Annotated in this window: 15 protein-coding genes; 8 read left to right on the forward strand and 7 right to left on the reverse strand. The window is 72.2% G+C overall.

Features of this window, described 5'->3' with window-relative positions; genetic code table 11:
• Both FV234_RS05840 and FV234_RS05845 read right to left on the reverse strand, forming a co-directional pair.
• On the reverse strand, positions 1-3,560 hold a 3,560-nt coding region (locus FV234_RS05840; RefSeq protein WP_147828362.1), incomplete at its 3' end, for an AsmA family protein.
• 197 nt (positions 3,561-3,757) lie between these two features.
• On the reverse strand, positions 3,758-3,994 hold the full coding sequence (locus FV234_RS05845; protein WP_147751559.1) for a hypothetical protein: 237 nt from the start codon (positions 3,992-3,994) through the stop codon (positions 3,758-3,760).
• A 173-nt stretch (positions 3,995-4,167) separates the two neighbouring features.
• On the opposite strand from FV234_RS05845, the gene FV234_RS05850 reads away from it, so the two are divergent.
• The 6 genes from FV234_RS05850 (at position 4,168) to proC (ending at position 10,175) form a co-directional block, all read left to right on the forward strand.
• Positions 4,168-6,567: a UvrD-helicase domain-containing protein gene (locus tag FV234_RS05850; RefSeq protein ID WP_147764834.1), complete on the forward strand. Its 2,400-nt coding sequence runs from the start codon at positions 4,168-4,170 to the stop codon at positions 6,565-6,567.
• Positions 6,568-6,961: 394 nt separating this feature from the next.
• Positions 6,962-7,678: a PhoH family protein gene (locus FV234_RS05855; protein ID WP_147751561.1), complete on the forward strand. Its 717-nt coding sequence runs from the start codon at positions 6,962-6,964 to the stop codon at positions 7,676-7,678.
• Positions 7,679-7,811: 133 nt separating this feature from the next.
• On the forward strand, positions 7,812-8,060 hold the full coding sequence (locus FV234_RS05860; RefSeq protein ID WP_147751562.1) for a hypothetical protein: 249 nt from the start codon (positions 7,812-7,814) through the stop codon (positions 8,058-8,060).
• Between the two features lie 159 nt (positions 8,061-8,219).
• Positions 8,220-8,504, forward strand: a complete 285-nt coding sequence (locus tag FV234_RS05865; RefSeq protein WP_147751563.1) for an accessory factor UbiK family protein — start codon at positions 8,220-8,222, stop codon at positions 8,502-8,504.
• A gap of 325 nt (positions 8,505-8,829) precedes the next feature.
• Positions 8,830-9,339 (forward strand): YbjN domain-containing protein, encoded by a 510-nt coding sequence (locus FV234_RS05870; RefSeq protein WP_147726522.1) that lies wholly within the window; start codon positions 8,830-8,832, stop codon positions 9,337-9,339.
• An 8-nt stretch (positions 9,340-9,347) separates the two neighbouring features.
• Complete coding sequence (proC, locus tag FV234_RS05875; protein WP_147828363.1) at positions 9,348-10,175, forward strand: pyrroline-5-carboxylate reductase; 828 nt, start codon at positions 9,348-9,350, stop codon at positions 10,173-10,175.
• Positions 10,176-10,373: 198 nt separating this feature from the next.
• Here the strand turns inward: proC and mdcG are convergent, their stop codons facing one another.
• From mdcG to mdcA, 5 genes are all read right to left on the reverse strand, one after another.
• Positions 10,374-11,006: a malonate decarboxylase holo-[acyl-carrier-protein] synthase gene (gene mdcG, locus FV234_RS05880; RefSeq protein ID WP_147828364.1), complete on the reverse strand. Its 633-nt coding sequence runs from the start codon at positions 11,004-11,006 to the stop codon at positions 10,374-10,376.
• Positions 11,003-11,716: a biotin-independent malonate decarboxylase subunit gamma gene (gene mdcE / locus FV234_RS05885; RefSeq protein ID WP_147828365.1), complete on the reverse strand. Its 714-nt coding sequence runs from the start codon at positions 11,714-11,716 to the stop codon at positions 11,003-11,005. The genes mdcG and mdcE overlap by 4 nt, the downstream gene beginning before the upstream one ends.
• The gene (locus tag FV234_RS05890) at positions 11,703-12,599 is read right to left on the reverse strand and encodes a biotin-independent malonate decarboxylase subunit beta (RefSeq protein WP_147828366.1); all 897 of its coding nucleotides are present in this window, start codon (positions 12,597-12,599) and stop codon (positions 11,703-11,705) included. The genes mdcE and FV234_RS05890 overlap by 14 nt, the downstream gene beginning before the upstream one ends.
• Positions 12,596-12,910, reverse strand: coding sequence for a malonate decarboxylase acyl carrier protein (gene mdcC / locus FV234_RS05895; RefSeq protein ID WP_147828367.1), 315 nt, complete (start codon positions 12,908-12,910; stop codon positions 12,596-12,598). Before mdcC ends, FV234_RS05890 begins: the two co-directional genes overlap by 4 nt.
• Positions 12,911-13,096: 186 nt before the next feature.
• Positions 13,097-14,743: a malonate decarboxylase subunit alpha gene (gene mdcA / locus FV234_RS05900; RefSeq protein WP_147763804.1), complete on the reverse strand. Its 1,647-nt coding sequence runs from the start codon at positions 14,741-14,743 to the stop codon at positions 13,097-13,099.
• A gap of 270 nt (positions 14,744-15,013) precedes the next feature.
• Between mdcA and madL the strand changes: the two genes are divergently transcribed.
• Together madL and madM are read left to right on the forward strand one after the other, a co-directional pair.
• On the forward strand, positions 15,014-15,472 hold the full coding sequence (gene madL / locus FV234_RS05905; protein WP_147828368.1) for a malonate transporter subunit MadL: 459 nt from the start codon (positions 15,014-15,016) through the stop codon (positions 15,470-15,472).
• Positions 15,473-15,477: 5 nt separating this feature from the next.
• Positions 15,478-16,242, forward strand: a complete 765-nt coding sequence (madM, locus tag FV234_RS05910; RefSeq protein WP_147828369.1) for a malonate transporter subunit MadM — start codon at positions 15,478-15,480, stop codon at positions 16,240-16,242.
• The last annotated feature ends 27 nt before the right edge of the window (positions 16,243-16,269 follow it).

Below are 16,269 nucleotides of genomic sequence, written 5' to 3' on the forward strand. Positions count from 1 at the left end.
ATGTCGAGGGGGCGTTCCGGCGGCGGGTCGGGCGTCTCGGTGCGGGCGCGGCGGGCGGCCTCCTCGGCGGCCTGGGCCTTGAGCCGGGCTTGGCGCGCCGCCTCCTCCGCCGCGGCCTTGTCCACCATCGCCCTGTCCGCCGTCGCTTTGTCCGCCGCAGCCTTCTCGGCAGCCGCCTTGTCCGCCGCGACCTTGAGGGCGGCGGCGCGCGCCTTGTCCATCTCGATCCGGGCGCGGCGGCGCTGACGCTCGGTCTGGTCGGCCTCGATCAGCTCGATCGTTTCCAGCTCGCGCTGCAGCACCAAGGCGGCGAGGCCCGTGGTGAGCGGTCCGACGTCCAGGCTGCGCTCGGGCGCGGCGAGGGGTCCGGCGAGCCCGAGCTGGATCGCAGGGAGGCCGCCGCCCCAGCCCTTCGGCGCCGTGCCGCCCGAAAGCGTGCCGCGGGCGTCGAGCCGGCTCGTCCGGAAATCGTAGCCCAGCGTCCCGCTCCAGCGCGCCGCGCCGAGATCGAGGTCGAGCGGGCCGGCCCGCAGGGTCCCGCCGATGACGGTCGCCGGCGCGGACGCCGTCTGCGTCGTGCCGGCGGCGGCCTTCGACAGCTCCTCCGCGACGAGGGCTTGGAGCCGGCCGTCGCGCAACGGGTCCTCGATCTGGAGCGCGCGGGCGAGCGCCCGGCCGATCGCGGCGGGATCGGTCTCGGGCAGGTTGAGGGCGGCCAGCGTGACGCTGCCCGTGCCCGAAAGGTTTGCCGCCAGGGCCGCAACATCCTCGCCGGAGGTGCCGAAGCGCAGGGCGGCGGAGAGCCGGCCGCCGAGCGGCCCGCCGTCGGCCAGCGCCGGGATCGCCACGTCGGCGACGGTGCCCTCGCCCGCGATCGCTGCGAGGCCGCTGCGCCGCGACAGGCTCGCCGAACCGGCGATCCTGCCCTCGGCGAGCTTGGCCGAGAGGTCGCGCACGCTCAGCGTCCCATCCTCGAGCCCGAGCGCCGCGGCGGCGCCCGTGGCGACGAGGCCGCGCCCGAGGTCGAGCCGTTCGACCCGCAGGTCGAGGGCGGCCGTTAGACCCGGCGCGGGCGGGGCGCCGAACCGCCCGGCGGCGCCCGGCGGCATCACCAGGGCGGCGGCGAGCTGCGGCAGGGACAGGCGGTCGAGGCGCGCGGTCCCCGACAGGGCCCCGTCCGGGATCCGCACGAGGTTCGCGTCGAGGGCCGCCCCGGCGATCCGCCCGGAGAGCGCGGCGCGCGCGTCGTCGCCCTGGCGGGTCAGGGCGACGGAGAGGTCCGCCGGCCACGGGCCCGGCGCGAGGGCGGCGGCGCCCGCAAGCGTCAGGAACGGGCCGAGGTCGGCGGTCTGGAGCCGCAGGGCGCCGGCGGCGGGTGGGCCCCCGTCGCCGGGAAGCCGCAGCGGCGTCGCGGTCGACAGGCTCGCCCCGGCGATCGTGCCCGACGCCTGCAGCGACAGGCCCCCCTCCGCCGCGCGGGCGGCGACGAGGGACAGGTCGGCCGGCTGCTGCAGGCCGGCGATGTCGGCGCGGCCGAACCAGGTGCCGGCCCGCGGCGTCGCGAGGTGGACCTTCGCCCCCTCGACCGAGCCGGCGCGGCTGACCAGAGACAGGTCGAGGCTGCCGCCCGCGGCCTTGCCCTCTGCGGCGAGCCGCAGCGCGTCGGCATCGCCCGCGTCGCGCGCCAGCGTGACCGCGAGGTCGAGGGCGCCGGCCCGCAGGAAGGCGGGGATCAGCCGGGTCTCGGCGGTCCAGACCCGCTCGATCAGGGCGACGAGGGGGGCCGCCACCGGGGCGGAGATCCGGCCGGCGACGCGCCCCGCGCCGTCGGCGCCGATCCGCCCGGAGAGCTTCGCGTTGGCCCCGGCCAGATCGGTCACGTCGAGGCTGTCGACGACCAGCGCCGCCCCGTCCGACTGGATGCTGGCCGAGAGCGTGCCGTTCCCGCTGCCGGTCGCGCCGTAGCGCAGGTCGCGCGCCTCGATGGTGAGGCCGAGGTCGTGGTCGTGCAGGCCCGCGAGCGCGTTGCCGAGCGGCGGCAGGTTGGCGACGTCGAGGCCGCGGGCGCGGATCTGCGCATCGACGCGGCCGCGGGTCCGGCCCTCGGCCGCGGCGTAGCGGGCGTTGCCGGTGACCTGCGCCGTGCCGAGCCCGAGCCGGAGGTTGCGCAGGGAGTACGCGCCGCCGGCCGCGGAGACCTCGGCCGAGACCTCGATGGGCCGCCCGTCGAGGAGCGCCGTCGGCGGCCCGTCGAGGCCGAGCCGGCGCAGATACCGCCCGAGCCCGTCGGAGGCGGATGCGGCGAGCGTCACCGGGCCGGTGAAGCGCGGGCTCGGATCGGTGTCGATTTCGCCGCTCGCCGTCACGGTCGCCGCGCCCGGCGCCACGGCCGAGAAGCGCCGCAGCAGCAGGCCGCCGGCGCGCTCGATGGTGCCGGCCGCCTTGAGGTCGCTCCATTCCTCGAAGCCGAGCACGGCCGTCTCGACCGACAGGTCGAGGTCGAGCATCACCGGCAGGCCGGACGCCGCCTTGCCCGCCTTGCTACCCAGCTTGGGCAGGCCGCGCGCGAGGAAGGCCTGCCCGCCCGGCGAGAGCAGGAAGGCGTCGAGGTCGAGGCGGCGCGCACCGAGGGTCAGCCCCGCGCGCCAGCGCCGCAGGTCGATCTGGCCGCCGCCGGACAGGCGCAGGACCTGACCGCCCGGATCGATCTCGGCGTCGACGCCCTCGAACCGGACCAGCGCGCCGCTCGCCTTGAACTTGCCACCGAGGGTGAACGGCAGGTAGGCGCCCGCGGCCTGGGCCGGCGGGCCGACCACGAGGCGGGCGCTGCCCTCGGCCTCGGCGACGAGGGCGCGCGGCTCGGAGCCGCGGGTGCCGCGCGGGTCCGCCGGCACGAAGGCGACGCGGGCGTCGGCCTCGAAGCGCGGATGGGTGTCGCCGCCGCCCGAAAGCTTCAGCGCGACCGCGCCGTCCGCCCCCGGCTCGCCGCTGACGAGGGTGAACGGCAGGCCGCCGCTGCTGCCCGAGACCCGCCACGGGCCGACGAGCGCCGGCGCCTGGACCTGCACGGCCTCCGCGTAGAACTGGTCGGTGCGCCCGGTCGACGGCACGAACGTGGTGAGCAGCAGCTGCTGGACGTGAAGGTCTTCGACCGCGAGGTCGCGCCCGCGCAGGGTCTCGCCGAGGCCGGCAGGCACCACGAGGGCGTCGCCTTCGGTCACCGGCAGCTTGATCTCGGCGCGGCCGATCCGCGTCTCCGTGAACCGGACCGCGCCCGACAGCAGCGGGGTCAGGCCGAGCTCGGCCTTGACGAAACGCAGGTCGAGGGCGGGCTTTCCCGCATCGTCGCCGAGGTGCAGGCGGTCGAGGCGCAGGCGCGGCGAGGGCAGCAGCCGCACGTCGATGCGGCCCTCGGTGCGGACCGTCAGCCCGAGCGAGCGGCTCACGGTCGCGTCGACGAAGGCGCGATGGGCCGGCCAGTCGATGAAGGGGGGCACGGCGAGCGCCGCGACCAGGATCAGGATGACGGCGCCCGCGAGCGCGGTCAGAAGGTCACGCACCGTGATCGTTCCGCATGCATCCCGCGCCACCCGGCGGGTTCACGGCGGGCATAGCACGGCCGGCGGCAACCAGCGCCAGCGGGCTTTTGTCGGGGGCCGGCAGGGTCGTTTCAGGCAGGCCGCCGGATATTTACCGGATCGATCGAGCGCCCCCCCCTTCCCTCCCGCTCTGCGGGGGGAGGGAAGGGACGGTCCGCTTATCGCCGAGGGGCGACGACCACGCCCGGGGTGGGTTGAGGCGCCTGCATCTGCTGGCTGCGCTGGATCTCCATGCGCGTGGTGTTGTTCTGCGAGGTGATGTTCTGCTGCAGCGCCCGGGACTCGCTCTGGCGGGCGAAGGACTCGTTGGCGGCGTCGGGGTTGCCCTGCCGGACCTGCGCGAGGGCGGGGGTGGCGGCGAGGACGGCGAGGACGGCGATCGGCACGATGCGCATCGGGCGCTCCTGAATCTCGTGTGGTCTTTAATGATGTGGGTCTTGCGATGATCTGACCAAGCGGCCGAACGACCCTGGGTTCCCCGCCTGCGACTCCCCGCCTGCAACCGTGCGGGGTGGCGACATCGCGTCCGGGCCTCGACGCCGTTCGCGTTTTGGTCCAGGGATTGCCGATGCCGAATTCCTCGCATGCGACGCCGCCTTCCGACGCGGGGCGTGGCCCCAGCTCCATCGCCGCCCGCGCCATGGGGGGCTTGCGCCCGACCGCCGCGTCCTACTTGGATGGCCTGAACGAGGAGCAGCGCCGCGCCGTCGAGGCGACGGAAGGCCCCGTCCTGGTGCTGGCCGGCGCCGGCACCGGCAAGACCCGGGTGCTGACCACGCGCATCGCCCACCTGATCAGCACCGGCCGGGCGCGGCCGTTCGACATCCTGTCGGTGACCTTCACCAACAAGGCCGCGCGGGAGATGAAGCACCGGATCGGCACGCTGGTCGGGCCGGCCGGCGAGGGCATGCCCTGGCTCGGCACCTTCCACGCCATCGGCACCAAGATCCTGCGCCGCCACGCCGAGCTGGTGGGCCTGAAGTCCGACTTCACGATCCTCGGCACCGACGACCAGCTCCGCCTGATGAAGCAGGTGCTCAAGGACCAGAACATCGACGAGAAGCGCTGGCCGGCGCGCGCGCTCGGCCACGTCATCGACGGCTGGAAGAACCGCGGCCTCGGCCCGGACCAGATCCCCGCCGGCGAGGCGCAGGCCTTCGCCTTCGGCAAGGGCGGCGACCTCTACACCGCCTACCAGGCGCGGCTCGTGACCCTGAACGCGGTCGACTTCGGCGACCTGCTGCTGCTGTGCCTCAAGCTGTGGCGCGAGAACCCCGAAGTCCTGACCATCTATCAGGACAAGTTCCGCTACATCCTGGTCGACGAGTACCAGGACACGAACGTCGCCCAGTACCTCTGGCTCCGCCTGCTCGGGCAGACCCGGAAGAACATCGCCTGCGTCGGCGACGACGACCAGTCGATCTACGGCTGGCGTGGGGCCGAGGTCGACAACATCCTGCGCTTCGAGCACGATTTTCCCGGCGCCGTGGTGGTGCGGCTGGAGCGCAACTACCGCTCCACCGGCCACATCCTGGCCGCCGCCTCGGGCCTGATCGCCAAGAACCAGGGCCGGCTCGGCAAGACGCTGCGGACCGAGGACGAGCTCGGCGAGCCCGTCACCGTGTCGGGCGCCTGGGATTCCGAGGAGGAGGCGCGGCTTCTGGCGGAATCGATCGAGTCGCTCCAGGCCAAGCAGCACCCGCTTTCCGAAATCGCGGTGCTGGTGCGGATCTCGGCGCAGATGCGCGAGATCGAGGACCGCTTCGTCCAGCTCGGCCTGCCCTACCGGGTGATCGGCGGCCCGCGCTTCTACGAGCGCGCCGAGATCCGCGACGCGCTGGCGTACCTCCGCGCGACCAAGAACCCGTCCGACGACCTCGCCTTCGAGCGGATCGTGAACACCCCCAAGCGCGGCCTGGGCGACGCGACGCTGCAGCAGCTCCACCTCTATGCCCGCGCCGAGCAGGTGCCGCTCCTGCACGCCGCGCGAAAGCTCTGCGAGACCGACGAGCTCAAGCCGCGCGTCCGCTCGACGCTGCGCGCGCTCACCGAGAGCTTTTCGCGCTGGGCGCGGCTCGTCGAGAGCAACCCGCATTCCGAGGTGGCGCAGACCATCCTCGAGGAATCCGGCTACACCGAGATGTGGCAGAAGGAGAAGTCGGCCGACGCCGCCGGGCGCCTGGAAAACCTCAAGGAGTTCGTCCGCTCCATGGAGGAGTTCCCCGACATGGGCGCCTTCCTCGAGCACGTCTCGCTGGTGATGGAAGCCTCGGAGGCCGAGGGCGCCGACCGCGTCTCGCTGATGACCCTGCACGCGGCCAAGGGCCTGGAGTTCGACACGGTGTTCCTGCCCGGCTGGGAGGACGGCCTGTTCCCGAACCAGCGCGCGCTCGACGAGAGCGGCCGCGCCGGCCTGGAGGAGGAGCGGCGCCTCGCCCATGTCGGGCTCACGCGCGCCCGCAAGCGGGCAAAGCTGTCGTTCGCCGTCAACCGCCGCATCCACGGCCTGTGGTCCTCCACAATCCCCTCGCGCTTCATCGACGAATTGCCCGAGACCGCCGTCGACGTGATCGAGGCGCCGGCCCACTTCTCGGCGGGCGCCTCGCGGTTCGACCGCAACCCGCAGCCCTTCGGCTCCAGCTACGGCACGCCGGGCTGGCAGCGGGCGCAGGCCAACACCGGGCAAGGGAACGGCGGATCCGGCAACTTCGGCAAGGGCGCGGCGCACACCACCGCCCGCGGCTTCGGCGCCTCGCCCGGCGGCGGGCGCGGCGGGCCGCGCCAGATCGAAGGCGAGCTGATCGCAAAATCCACCGGCGCGCCCTCGGCCTTCGAGACCGGGATGCGGGTTCTGCACACCAAGTTCGGCCCCGGCGACGTGGCCGCGGTCGACGGCAACAAGCTCACCGTTGACTTCGACAAGGCCGGTCGCAAGATGGTGCTCGACAGCTTCCTGCAGCCGGCCTGACGCCGCCGCGGGACGGCGTCGGGTAGAGGCGTAGGACGCGACCTTGGGCGGACCGGACACGGCCCCATCCCCCGACCTTCCCGGCGTACGACACGCCCGTCTCCGAACCATTTCGGCAACACCCGTCCAACACCGTCATGCGGTCGTCGCAGGCGGCGATTCTATGGTGCGCGCGTTGCATGCTCCTGCAACGACGAGACCGGCCGCATTCGCGGCTCGCCTTGTCCACAAGCTTCGTGTCGTGGGCCGGAACCGGCTCGAGGCAGCCTGATTGCTTTGAGAGAGGCATAGTAAGCCCCGTCACGAAGGTAGAGCGAAGAGCGGTCCCGAGGTTAGCAAGTTCCTAGCTTAGCAAGTCCTTTTGGTTAGCAAGTCCCACGCGGAGTGTTGATCGATGAAAAGACGGCGCGCACGACTCGAGCTGGTTGAAGACCGCACGGTCCGGCTGCACAGGACCCGCTTCGACGAGGAACGAAACCTAGGCCCGATCCAACCGCTGACCGACCGGCAGGCCGAGTACCTCGACGCGCTGGCCCTCCACCCGCAGGTGATCGTGCTCGGCCCGGCCGGCACCGGGAAGACCTACATCGCCGGCACCCGCGCCGCCGACCTGCTGCGCCAGCGCCGCATCGCCAAGGTGATCATCACCCGCCCCAACGTCCCCGGCGGCCGCTCGCTCGGCTTCTTCCCCGGCACCCTCGAGGAGAAGATCGCCCCCTGGGTCGCGCCGCTCACCGAGGCGATGAAGGAGCGGATGGGCGCCGCCGCCTTCGAGATCGCCCTGAAGGCCGGCGACATCGAGATCGTGCCCTTCGAGGTGATGCGCGGGCGCACCTTCAAGGACTGCCTCGTGATCCTCGACGAGGCGCAGAACACGACCACCGCCGAGATCAAGATGTTCCTCACCCGCATCGGCGACGCGTGCCAGGTGATCATCAACGGCGACGTCTCGCAGACCGACCTGCGCGAGACCTCGGGCCTGCGCACCGTCATCCACCTGATCAAGAGCCGGATGATGCCGATCCCCGTCGTGGAGTTCACCCGCGACGACATCGTCCGCTCGGGGATCTGCGCCGAATGGGTGAAGGCGTTCGAGGAAACGAATCTCTGAGTTGTACGTTACCAGAGGCGGGTCGAAGCGGAGACCCGCCGCGCTTCTCCGGCGCGACTTCCTTCTCCCTTCCTTCGGACCCGGAGGATGGAATGGGTGCCGCGGCCCGACGACAAGAAACAGGATTATCTCCGTGAGGAAACTGACCTTCGCCGTTGCCGTGCTCGCCTCGCTCGGCGCCGCCGCGATCACCGCCCCCGCCTCTGCCGCCCCCGGCGCTCCGATGGGCGTGACCGCCCCCGACGCGATCGAGCATGTGCAGATGCACCGCATGGAGCGCCGCATGATGCATCGCCGGATGGAGCGCCGCATGATGCACCGTCACATGGAGCGCCGCATGATGCGTCGTCACATGGAGCGCCGCATGATGCGCCGCATGTGATCTGATCGCTTCGATCAGGTCGGCGACGGGGTCCTTCGGGGCCCCGTTTTTGTTTGCGGCATCCCCATCCCGCGCCGTCCCGCCGGATTGCCGCGGACTCCGCGGATTCCTATGTCGGAGCGCAGGCCGGGTTGCGGCTGCGACGCTTTCGGAGACCACATGCCCCCGTCCAACCGCCTGTTCGACGACTTCGCCCGCCTGATGACCGATGCCGCCGGCGCCGCGCAGGGCGTACGCCGCGAGGCCGAGACGGTGATCCGCGCCCAGGCCGAGCGGCTGATCCGCGACATGGACATCGCCTCCCGCGAAGAGCTCGACGTCCTGCGCGACATGGTCGCCACCTTGCGCTCGCAGAACGAGGCGCTGACCGCCCGCGTCGCGGCGCTGGAGGCCGACGCGAAGCCGCCCGCGGCCGCCGTCGCCGGGGCGAGCGAGGCGATCTGATCGACGGTGGCGAGGGCCGGGTCGCCGGCGCGAATCGGCCCCGGCGGGGCGGCGGGCTTGTACACAGGAAGCGCGCGCGAACGATCCATTTCCTGTTCACCGGCCGGGGGAAGCGCTTTGTGTCGCGAGTCCGCACCGGTCTATAGTCGGTGACGTACTGATTCGCCTTAACCCGCCGAAGACGGGACGCCGCAGAGCCGCCGCCACGAGGTATACCGTCCCATCGGGATAAGTGTCGTCGCGTCGTGACGTGGTTTCGTGCTTCGGTTCTTTCTTGTTCACCATGCCGCGGCGCTCGAATACGGCGGCGTCATTTCGGATCGTCATGCCACAGCTTCACGTCGACATCGAGGGCTACGATCGGATCGAGCACCCGCTCGATGTCGTCGAGCGGCTTGCCGCGCTCCGCGACTGGATCTTCGATCGCGCCGAGACGGACGAGATGTCCGTGGTGGTGGCCGGACGCTGGACCGAGTACCAGGTCGCCTTCACCTGGATCGAGGATGTCGAGGCGCTGCACGTCGCCTGCGCCTTCGACCTCAAGGTGCCGGACCGCCGCCGCACCGAGGTGCAGCGCCTGATCGCCCTGATCAACGAACAGCTCTGGATCGGCCATTTCGACCTGTGGTCGAGCGACGACGTGGTGATGTTCCGCCATTCCCTGCTGCTCGCCGGCGGCTCGGTGCCGACGCACCCGCAATGCGCCATGCTGTTGAAGTCGGCGGTCGAGGCGTGCGAGCGCTACTACCAGGCGTTCCAGTTCGTGCTCTGGGCCGGCAAGTCCGCCCGCGAGGCGCTGGACGCCGTGCTGTTCGAGACCGAAGGCGAGGCCTGAGGCGCACCATGGTGGGTTCCGCAGGCGGCGCCCTGCCCGCCTCCCTGACCCTCGTCGGGGCGGGCAAGATGGGCGGGGCGATGCTCGAGAGCTGGCTCGCGGCCGGCCTCGACCCGCATCGCACCACCGTCGTCGAGGCCCATCCGACCGAGGCTTTGCGTGTGCTCTGCACGGCGGGCGGCCTCGCCCTGAACCCGGCCACCGTCGCGCCGGCCGCCATCCTCGTCGTCGCGATCAAGCCGCAGGGCTTCCCTGACGCCGCGCCCGACCTCGACCGGATGGTCGGCCCCGACACCGTCGTCCTCTCGATCCTGGCGGGCAAGACCGTCGCCGACCTCGCAGGCCGACTGCCGAGCGCCCGGGCGATCGTGCGGGCGATGCCGAACCTCCCTGCCAGCATCGGCCGCGGCGCCACCGGCGCCTTCGCCAACGCGGCGGTGACGCCGGAGCGGCGTGACGCCGTCGCGGCCTTGCTGTCCGCCAACGGACTCGTCGAATGGGTCGGGTCGGAGGCCGAGATCGACGCGGTCACCGCCCTGTCGGGCTCCGGCCCGGCCTACGTCTTCCTGATGGTCGAGGCGATGGCCGAGGCCGGAATCGCCGCCGGGCTCGACCCGCAGGTGGCGGCGCGCCTCGCCCGCGCCACGGTCTGCGGCGCCGGCGCCCTCCTCGACGCGAGCGACCTGCCCGCATCGGAGTTGCGCCGCAACGTCACCTCGCCGGGCGGCACCACCGCCGCCGCCCTCGACGTGCTGATGCGCGCCGACGCGCTCAGTCCCCTTATGCGCGAGGCCGTCGCGGCGGCCAAGCGGCGGGCGGGCGAGCTGGCCGGCTGAGGATCACCGCCATAGGGCATGTTGCGTTCCTCCAACCCACCCCCCTCATCCTGAGGCGCCCGCGTCAGCGGGCCTCGAAGGAGCACTCCAGGGATCGCGCGCAAGCTGGAAGGCTCCTTCGAGGCCTCCGCTTCGCTGCGGCACCTCAGGATGAGGATGGTGGATGGGAATGGGCTGTGAAGGCTCGATCCGCCGACATCACCGGTCCAGGCCCGCCGGCACCAGCGCCACCCGGTCGAGTCCCTTGGCCAGCACCGATCCCCCGGGCGGGGCGTCGCGGAGTTCGCGCCAGTTCACCCCGGCGCCGTCCGGCAGGACGACCTCGCCGTCGAGGCGCATCGGGGCGTTCGCGTCGATCGCGGCGAGGCCGTCGAGGAGGCGGCGCGTGACCGGGACCGGCCAGAGCAGGTCGAGGTCCGAGGTGGTGGAGAGGTAGGCGAGGCCGGTCAGGCGTTGCCACAGCAGGCCGCCGAACACCTGCGGGACGACGCCGTATTCGGCGGCGAGCGCCAGCACCGCGTCGACGGTCGGATGCCAGGCCGGAGGCGCGGACGGGCGCGCGGCGGCGAGGGTCACCGGAGGGGACGGCGTGGCGTCGGTCCACGGCACTGCGAGGCCGATGCGGCGCTTGCCGTCGGCCGGCGGCAGCGGCAGCCCGGCGGGCAGGTGATCGCCTTCGCCGGGGAAGCGCCGCCGCACGATCACCGGCCGGCCGTCGCGCGCCCAGGTCGCGACGTGCGGCACGCCGTCGAGGTCGGGGCGCCCGGCCAGAAGCCGATGCCAGGCCTCGGGCGCCACCACGAACAGGTCGTGGCGGCGGATCGCCCTCACGCCCGCGCCGCCTCGACCACCCGCGCGGCGATGTCGTGCGCGACCGGGCGGCCGCCGCGGGCCTTGCCGAGGGCGTCGCGGTCGTCCTGCCGCGGCAAGTCTGTGATCAACGCCGCGATCTGCGGCCCGAGCGGCTGGACTGGGTCGAGCACCGCCTGCACCGCGCCGGCCTGGACCATGTTGTCGAGGCCGGGGGCGAAGACTGGCGTGGACTTGGCCATCGTCTCGAGCTTTTCCAGGGGCAGCTTGGTGACGCGGGCGACGGAGGGCAGGTCCATCACGCTCGGGTTGGCGCCGGGCAGCGCCACGAGGACCCGCGTCGCCAAAGCCGTGGCGATGAAGGCGCCGGCGGCCGAGTGGCCATAGATCAGGCCGATCGTCGGATGGCCCTGCGCGTCCGCCAGAAGGAGCGCCTTGGCCAGATGCGCCAGGCACTCGTTCAGGCCGAGCAGCTCGTCGCGCCGGCTCATGCGCTGGCTGTCGGAATCGACCAGCACCAGGATCGGCGCGGCGCCCCCGGCTCGCACCGTCGCCAGCACCGCGGCCGAGAGCGTCAGCGCGCCCTCGATCCCGAGCGGCGTGTCGCCGTCGACGCCGACCACCGAAAGGTCCCGGCCGTCGAGCGGACCGTGGCCGGTGATCAGCCCGTCGGCCACATTCACCGAATGGCCCTCGGGGAACAGCGAGGCCAGGATCTCAGCGAGCGTCATGAGTCGTCCCTTCGAGTCCGGCGACGAGGCCGTCGAAGTCGGCCGCCGACAGCGCCGGCACGCCGGCCGGATCGTTGACGCCGAGGCGCGCCCAGATCGCGGTGGCGTCGCGGCAATCGCCGAAGCGCGCGATGCGGGCTTCGAGCCGCGCCTGCTCCGCCTCCAGCGTCGCGAGGTCGAAAGCCGGCGCCCGGCCGACCAGGTCGAGGGCGGCAGCGCGGAACGCCGCCACGGTGTCGTCGCAGAACACGTCGGCGCCCCCGGTGAGCCGCCGGTGCTTGCCGCCCATGGTGCGCCAGACCAGGGCGCGGTCCTTCGAGTCGAACTCCTCGGCGCCCTTGTTGGTCTCGATCACCTCCGGGCCGGAGACCGAGATGCGCCCGCCCTCCGAGACCGCGAGGCGCGAGCAGGTGCCGGCGATGAGGCCGCCGCCGCCGAAGCAGCCGGCGCGCCCGCCGACCAGCCCGACCACCGGGATGCCGGCCCGGCGCAGGTCGGCGATGGCGCGCATGGTCTCGGCGATGGCGGTCTCGCCCGCGTTGGCCTCCTGCAGGCGGACGCCGCCTGTGTCGAACAGGATCAGGACGGCGTCCGGCGTCTCGGTGAGCGCGGCGCGTAAAAGGCCGACGAGCTTGGCCCCATGCACCTCGCCGAAGGCGCCGCCCATGAAGCGGCCTTCCTGCGCGGCGAGGTAGACCGCGCGGCCGTCGAGCCTGCCCCGGCCGACCACGATCCCGTCGTCGAAGGCGCGAGGCAGATCGAACAGCGGCAGGTGCGGGCTCATCGCGCGCTGCTCGGGCCCGACGAATTCCTCGAAGCTGCCCGCGTCGAGGAGCGCCGCGACGCGCTGCCGGGCGCTGGCCTCGTACCAGCTCAGGCTCATCGGCCGCCCTCCATCAGGCGGGCGCCCTGCGCCAGCCGCAGCGACACGGTGTCGGGCCGGGCGCCGCCGTCGTTGATCGCGATGCGCAAGCCGCCGGGCTGGGTCCGCGCCACGAAGTCGGCGGCCACCGCCTCCCACACGTCGCCGTAGCCGACGACCGGGGTCGCGATCTCGATGGTGCACTGGTCTGCCGGCAGCACGCGCTCCAGCAGCACCTCGAGGTTGCCCGACGCCACCACCCCGGTGATCGCCTGCGCCTTGGTGCCCGCGAGCGGCTTTTGCGTGGTGTGGCGGAAGGTGAAGGATTCCATGGATGACGCTTCCTTCCGAATCTCGGACTCGTCCAAATCGATCACCTCATCCTGAGGTGCCGTAGCGAAGCGGAGGCCTCGAAGGAGGGCTCCAGGGATCACGCGACCTTTGGAGGGCTCCTTCGAGGCCCGCTGACGCGGGCACCTCAGGATGAGGTCGTGCGTGGGATAAGGGGCGAGGACGTCTCACCAGTTCCGGAACCGGGCGGGCGGCTCGTACAGGCCGCCCGACCAGTGCACGAGATCCTTGATCGAGCGCGCCGCGAGCAGGGAGCGGTCGGCGTCGAGGGGCTCGATCCCGAGATCCTCCGGGCGGCGGACGATGCCGCGGGCGCGCAAGGCTTCAACCTTCGCCCTGTCGCGGCCGCGGCCGACCTCGGTGTAGCCGGCCACCCCGCGGATCGCCTGCTCGCGCTCGTCCGCGTCGCGGCAGAGCAGGAGGTTGGCGATGCCCTCCTCGGTGACGATGTGGGTGACGTCGTCGGCGTAGACCATGACGGGCGCGAGCTCGAGGCCGATCTTCTTCGCCAGCTCCAGGGCGTCGAGGTGCTCGACGAAGGCCGGCACGAGTCCGTCGCCGAAGGTCTCGACGAGCTGGACCACGAGCTTGCGCCCGCGCCTCAAGGCCGGGTCGCCGGTGCCGCCGGCCTCGCGCCCGGCCTTCATCCAGGTGTCGGACGGGTGGCGGCGGCCATGGGGGTCCGAGCCCATGTTCGGCGCGCCGCCGAAGCCCGCGACGCGGTTCGTCGTGACGGTCGAGGAATGGCCCTGAAGGTCGATCTGCAGGGTCGAGCCGATGAACAGGTCGCAGGCGTAGAGTCCGGCCGTCTGGCAGAAGGCGCGGTTCGAGCGCAAGGACCCGTCGGCGCCGGTGAAGAAGATGTCCGGCCGCGCGGCGATGTAGCGGTCCATGCCGACTTCCGAGCCGAAACAGTGCACCTGCTCGACGAAGCCGGACTCGATCGCCGGGATCAGCGTCGGGTGCGGGTTCAGCGCCCAGTTGGTGGCGATCTTGCCCTTCAGCCCGAGTTTTTCGGCGAACGTCGGCAGCAGCAACTCGATCGCCGCGGTGCCGAAGCCGATGCCGTGGTTGAGCCGGCGGATGCCGTACTCGGCGTAGATGCCCTTGATGGCCATCATCGCCATCAGGATCTGCGTCTCGGTCACGGCCGCCGGGTCGCGGGTGAACAGCGGCTCGACGTAGAACGGCTTGTCGGCCTCGACCACGAAGTCGATCCGGTCGCCGGGGATGTCGACGCGGGGCACCGTGTCGACGATCTGGTTCACCTGCGCGATCACCACGCCGTTCTTGAAGGCGGTGGCCTCCACCACCGTCGGCGTGTCCTCGGTGTTGGGGCCGGTATAGAGGTTGCCGGCCCGGTCGGCCGAGACGCCGGCGATGAGCGCCACGTTCGGCGTGAGGTCGATGAAGTAGCGCGCGAACAGCTCCAGGTAGGTGTGCACCGCCCCGAGCTCGATCTGCCCGCCGTAGAGCATCTTGGCGATGCGCGCGCCCTGCGGGCCGGAATAGGAATAGTCGAGCCGCCGGGCGATGCCGGTCTCGAACACGTCGAGGTGCTCGGGCAGCACGATGCCCGATTGGACCATGTGCAGGTCGTGGACCTTGCCCGGGTCGCAGGCGCCGAGGCCGCGCGCGAGGCAGTCGGCCTGCTTCTGGTTGTCGCCCTCCAGGCACACCCGGTCGCCGGGGCGCAGGACCGCCTCCAGCAGCTCGACCACCGCCTCGTGCCGCACGACCTTGCCGGACGCATGCGCCCGGCCGGCCGCGATCCGCTCGTCCCGCGCCGTCCTCTGCTTGCGCCAGTCGGTCATTCCGATGTCCTCGAAGCCGGTAGCCAGACGCTGCGGCTCGCATGCAAACGCGCGATCCGATATCGAACGCGTATGCGCCGACCTCGTTCGATCACGTCATCGTATCCCAGATTGCCGAACTGTCAATATTTTGCATACTGGTGGGCAACCGAGACGAATCACGAGATCGGGACGGAGACGCCGGATGCCGCAGCCCGTCGCACCGCAAAACCCCCATTCGTGGGGCTCCGACCGGCCTCCCCGGGGCTTCGAGCCGCGCGGGCCCCGGCCATGATCATCGCCGGGGTCGCCTTGCTCGCCGCCTGCACGCTGGTCGGCGTGTATCTCGGCGACCTCCTCGGGGTCGCGCTCGGGGTGAAGGCCAACGTCGGCGGCGTCGGCATCGCCATGATCCTGCTCATCGCCGCCCGCGTCTGGCTGGTGCGGACCGGCCGCCTGACCAAGAACGTCAAGTTCGGCGTCGAGTTCTGGGGCGGCATGTACATCCCGATCGTCGTCGCCATGGCGGCCCAGCAGAACGTCGTCGCCGCGGTGAGCGGCGGCCCGATCGTGATCATTGCCGCCCTCGGCTCCCTGGCGATCTGCTTCGCTGCGGTCGCGCTGCTGAGCCGCCTCGGCGGCCGCGACGCAGGGAGCCCCGAGGTCGCGCAGGGCGGCGCGATCCTCGGCGGCGACTTCGACGAACGGCCCGCCGACGCCTCGGCGATCTCCGCAAGCCGGAAGGGGTGAGCCGCATGTGGCACGGACTCGAGCACGTCTTCGTCGAGCAGAGCCTGGTCGCGGCCTTCGCGGTCGTCGGGGCGCTGATCCTGGTCTCGAACGTCGCCGCGAAGAAACTGACCAACGGGCGGGTGCACGGCTCGGCCATCGCCATCGTGCTCGGCCTGGCGCTCGCCTACGTCGGCGGCGTGTTCACCGGCGGCAAGAAGGGGCTGGCCGACATCCCGGCGCTCGCCGGGATCGGCCTGATGGGCGGGGCGATGCTGCGCGACTTCGCCATCGTCGCCACCGCCTTCGAGGTGGACGTGGTCGAGGCGCGCCGGGCCGGCCTCGTCGGCGTGCTGGCGCTGGCGCTCGGCACGCTGCTGCCCTTCGTCGTCGGCACGCTGACGGCGGTGGCCTTCGGCTACCACGACGCGGTCTCGATCACGACGATCGGCGCGGGCGCGATCACCTACATCGTCGGCCCGGTCACCGGCGCGGCGCTCGGCGCCGACTCGACGGTGATGGCGCTCTCGATCGCCACCGGCGTGACCAAGGCAGTGGGGGTGATGGTCGGCACGCCGCTCGTCGCCAAGCTGATCGGCCTCGACAACCCGCGCTCGGCCATGGCCTATGGCGGGCTGATGGGCACGGTGAGCGGGGTCGCGGGCGGCCTCGCCGCGACCGACCCCAAGCTCGTGCCCTACGGCGCGCTGACCGCGACCTTCCACACCGGCATCGGGTGCCTCGTCGGCCCCTCGGTGCTGTTCCTCACCGTGCGGGCGATCGTGGGTTGAGACGGCCCCTCACATGACGGGAGATCC

It is taken from the genome of Methylobacterium sp. WL8, from assembly GCF_008040045.1.
GTDB classification, from domain to species: domain Bacteria; phylum Pseudomonadota; class Alphaproteobacteria; order Rhizobiales; family Beijerinckiaceae; genus Methylobacterium; species Methylobacterium cerastii.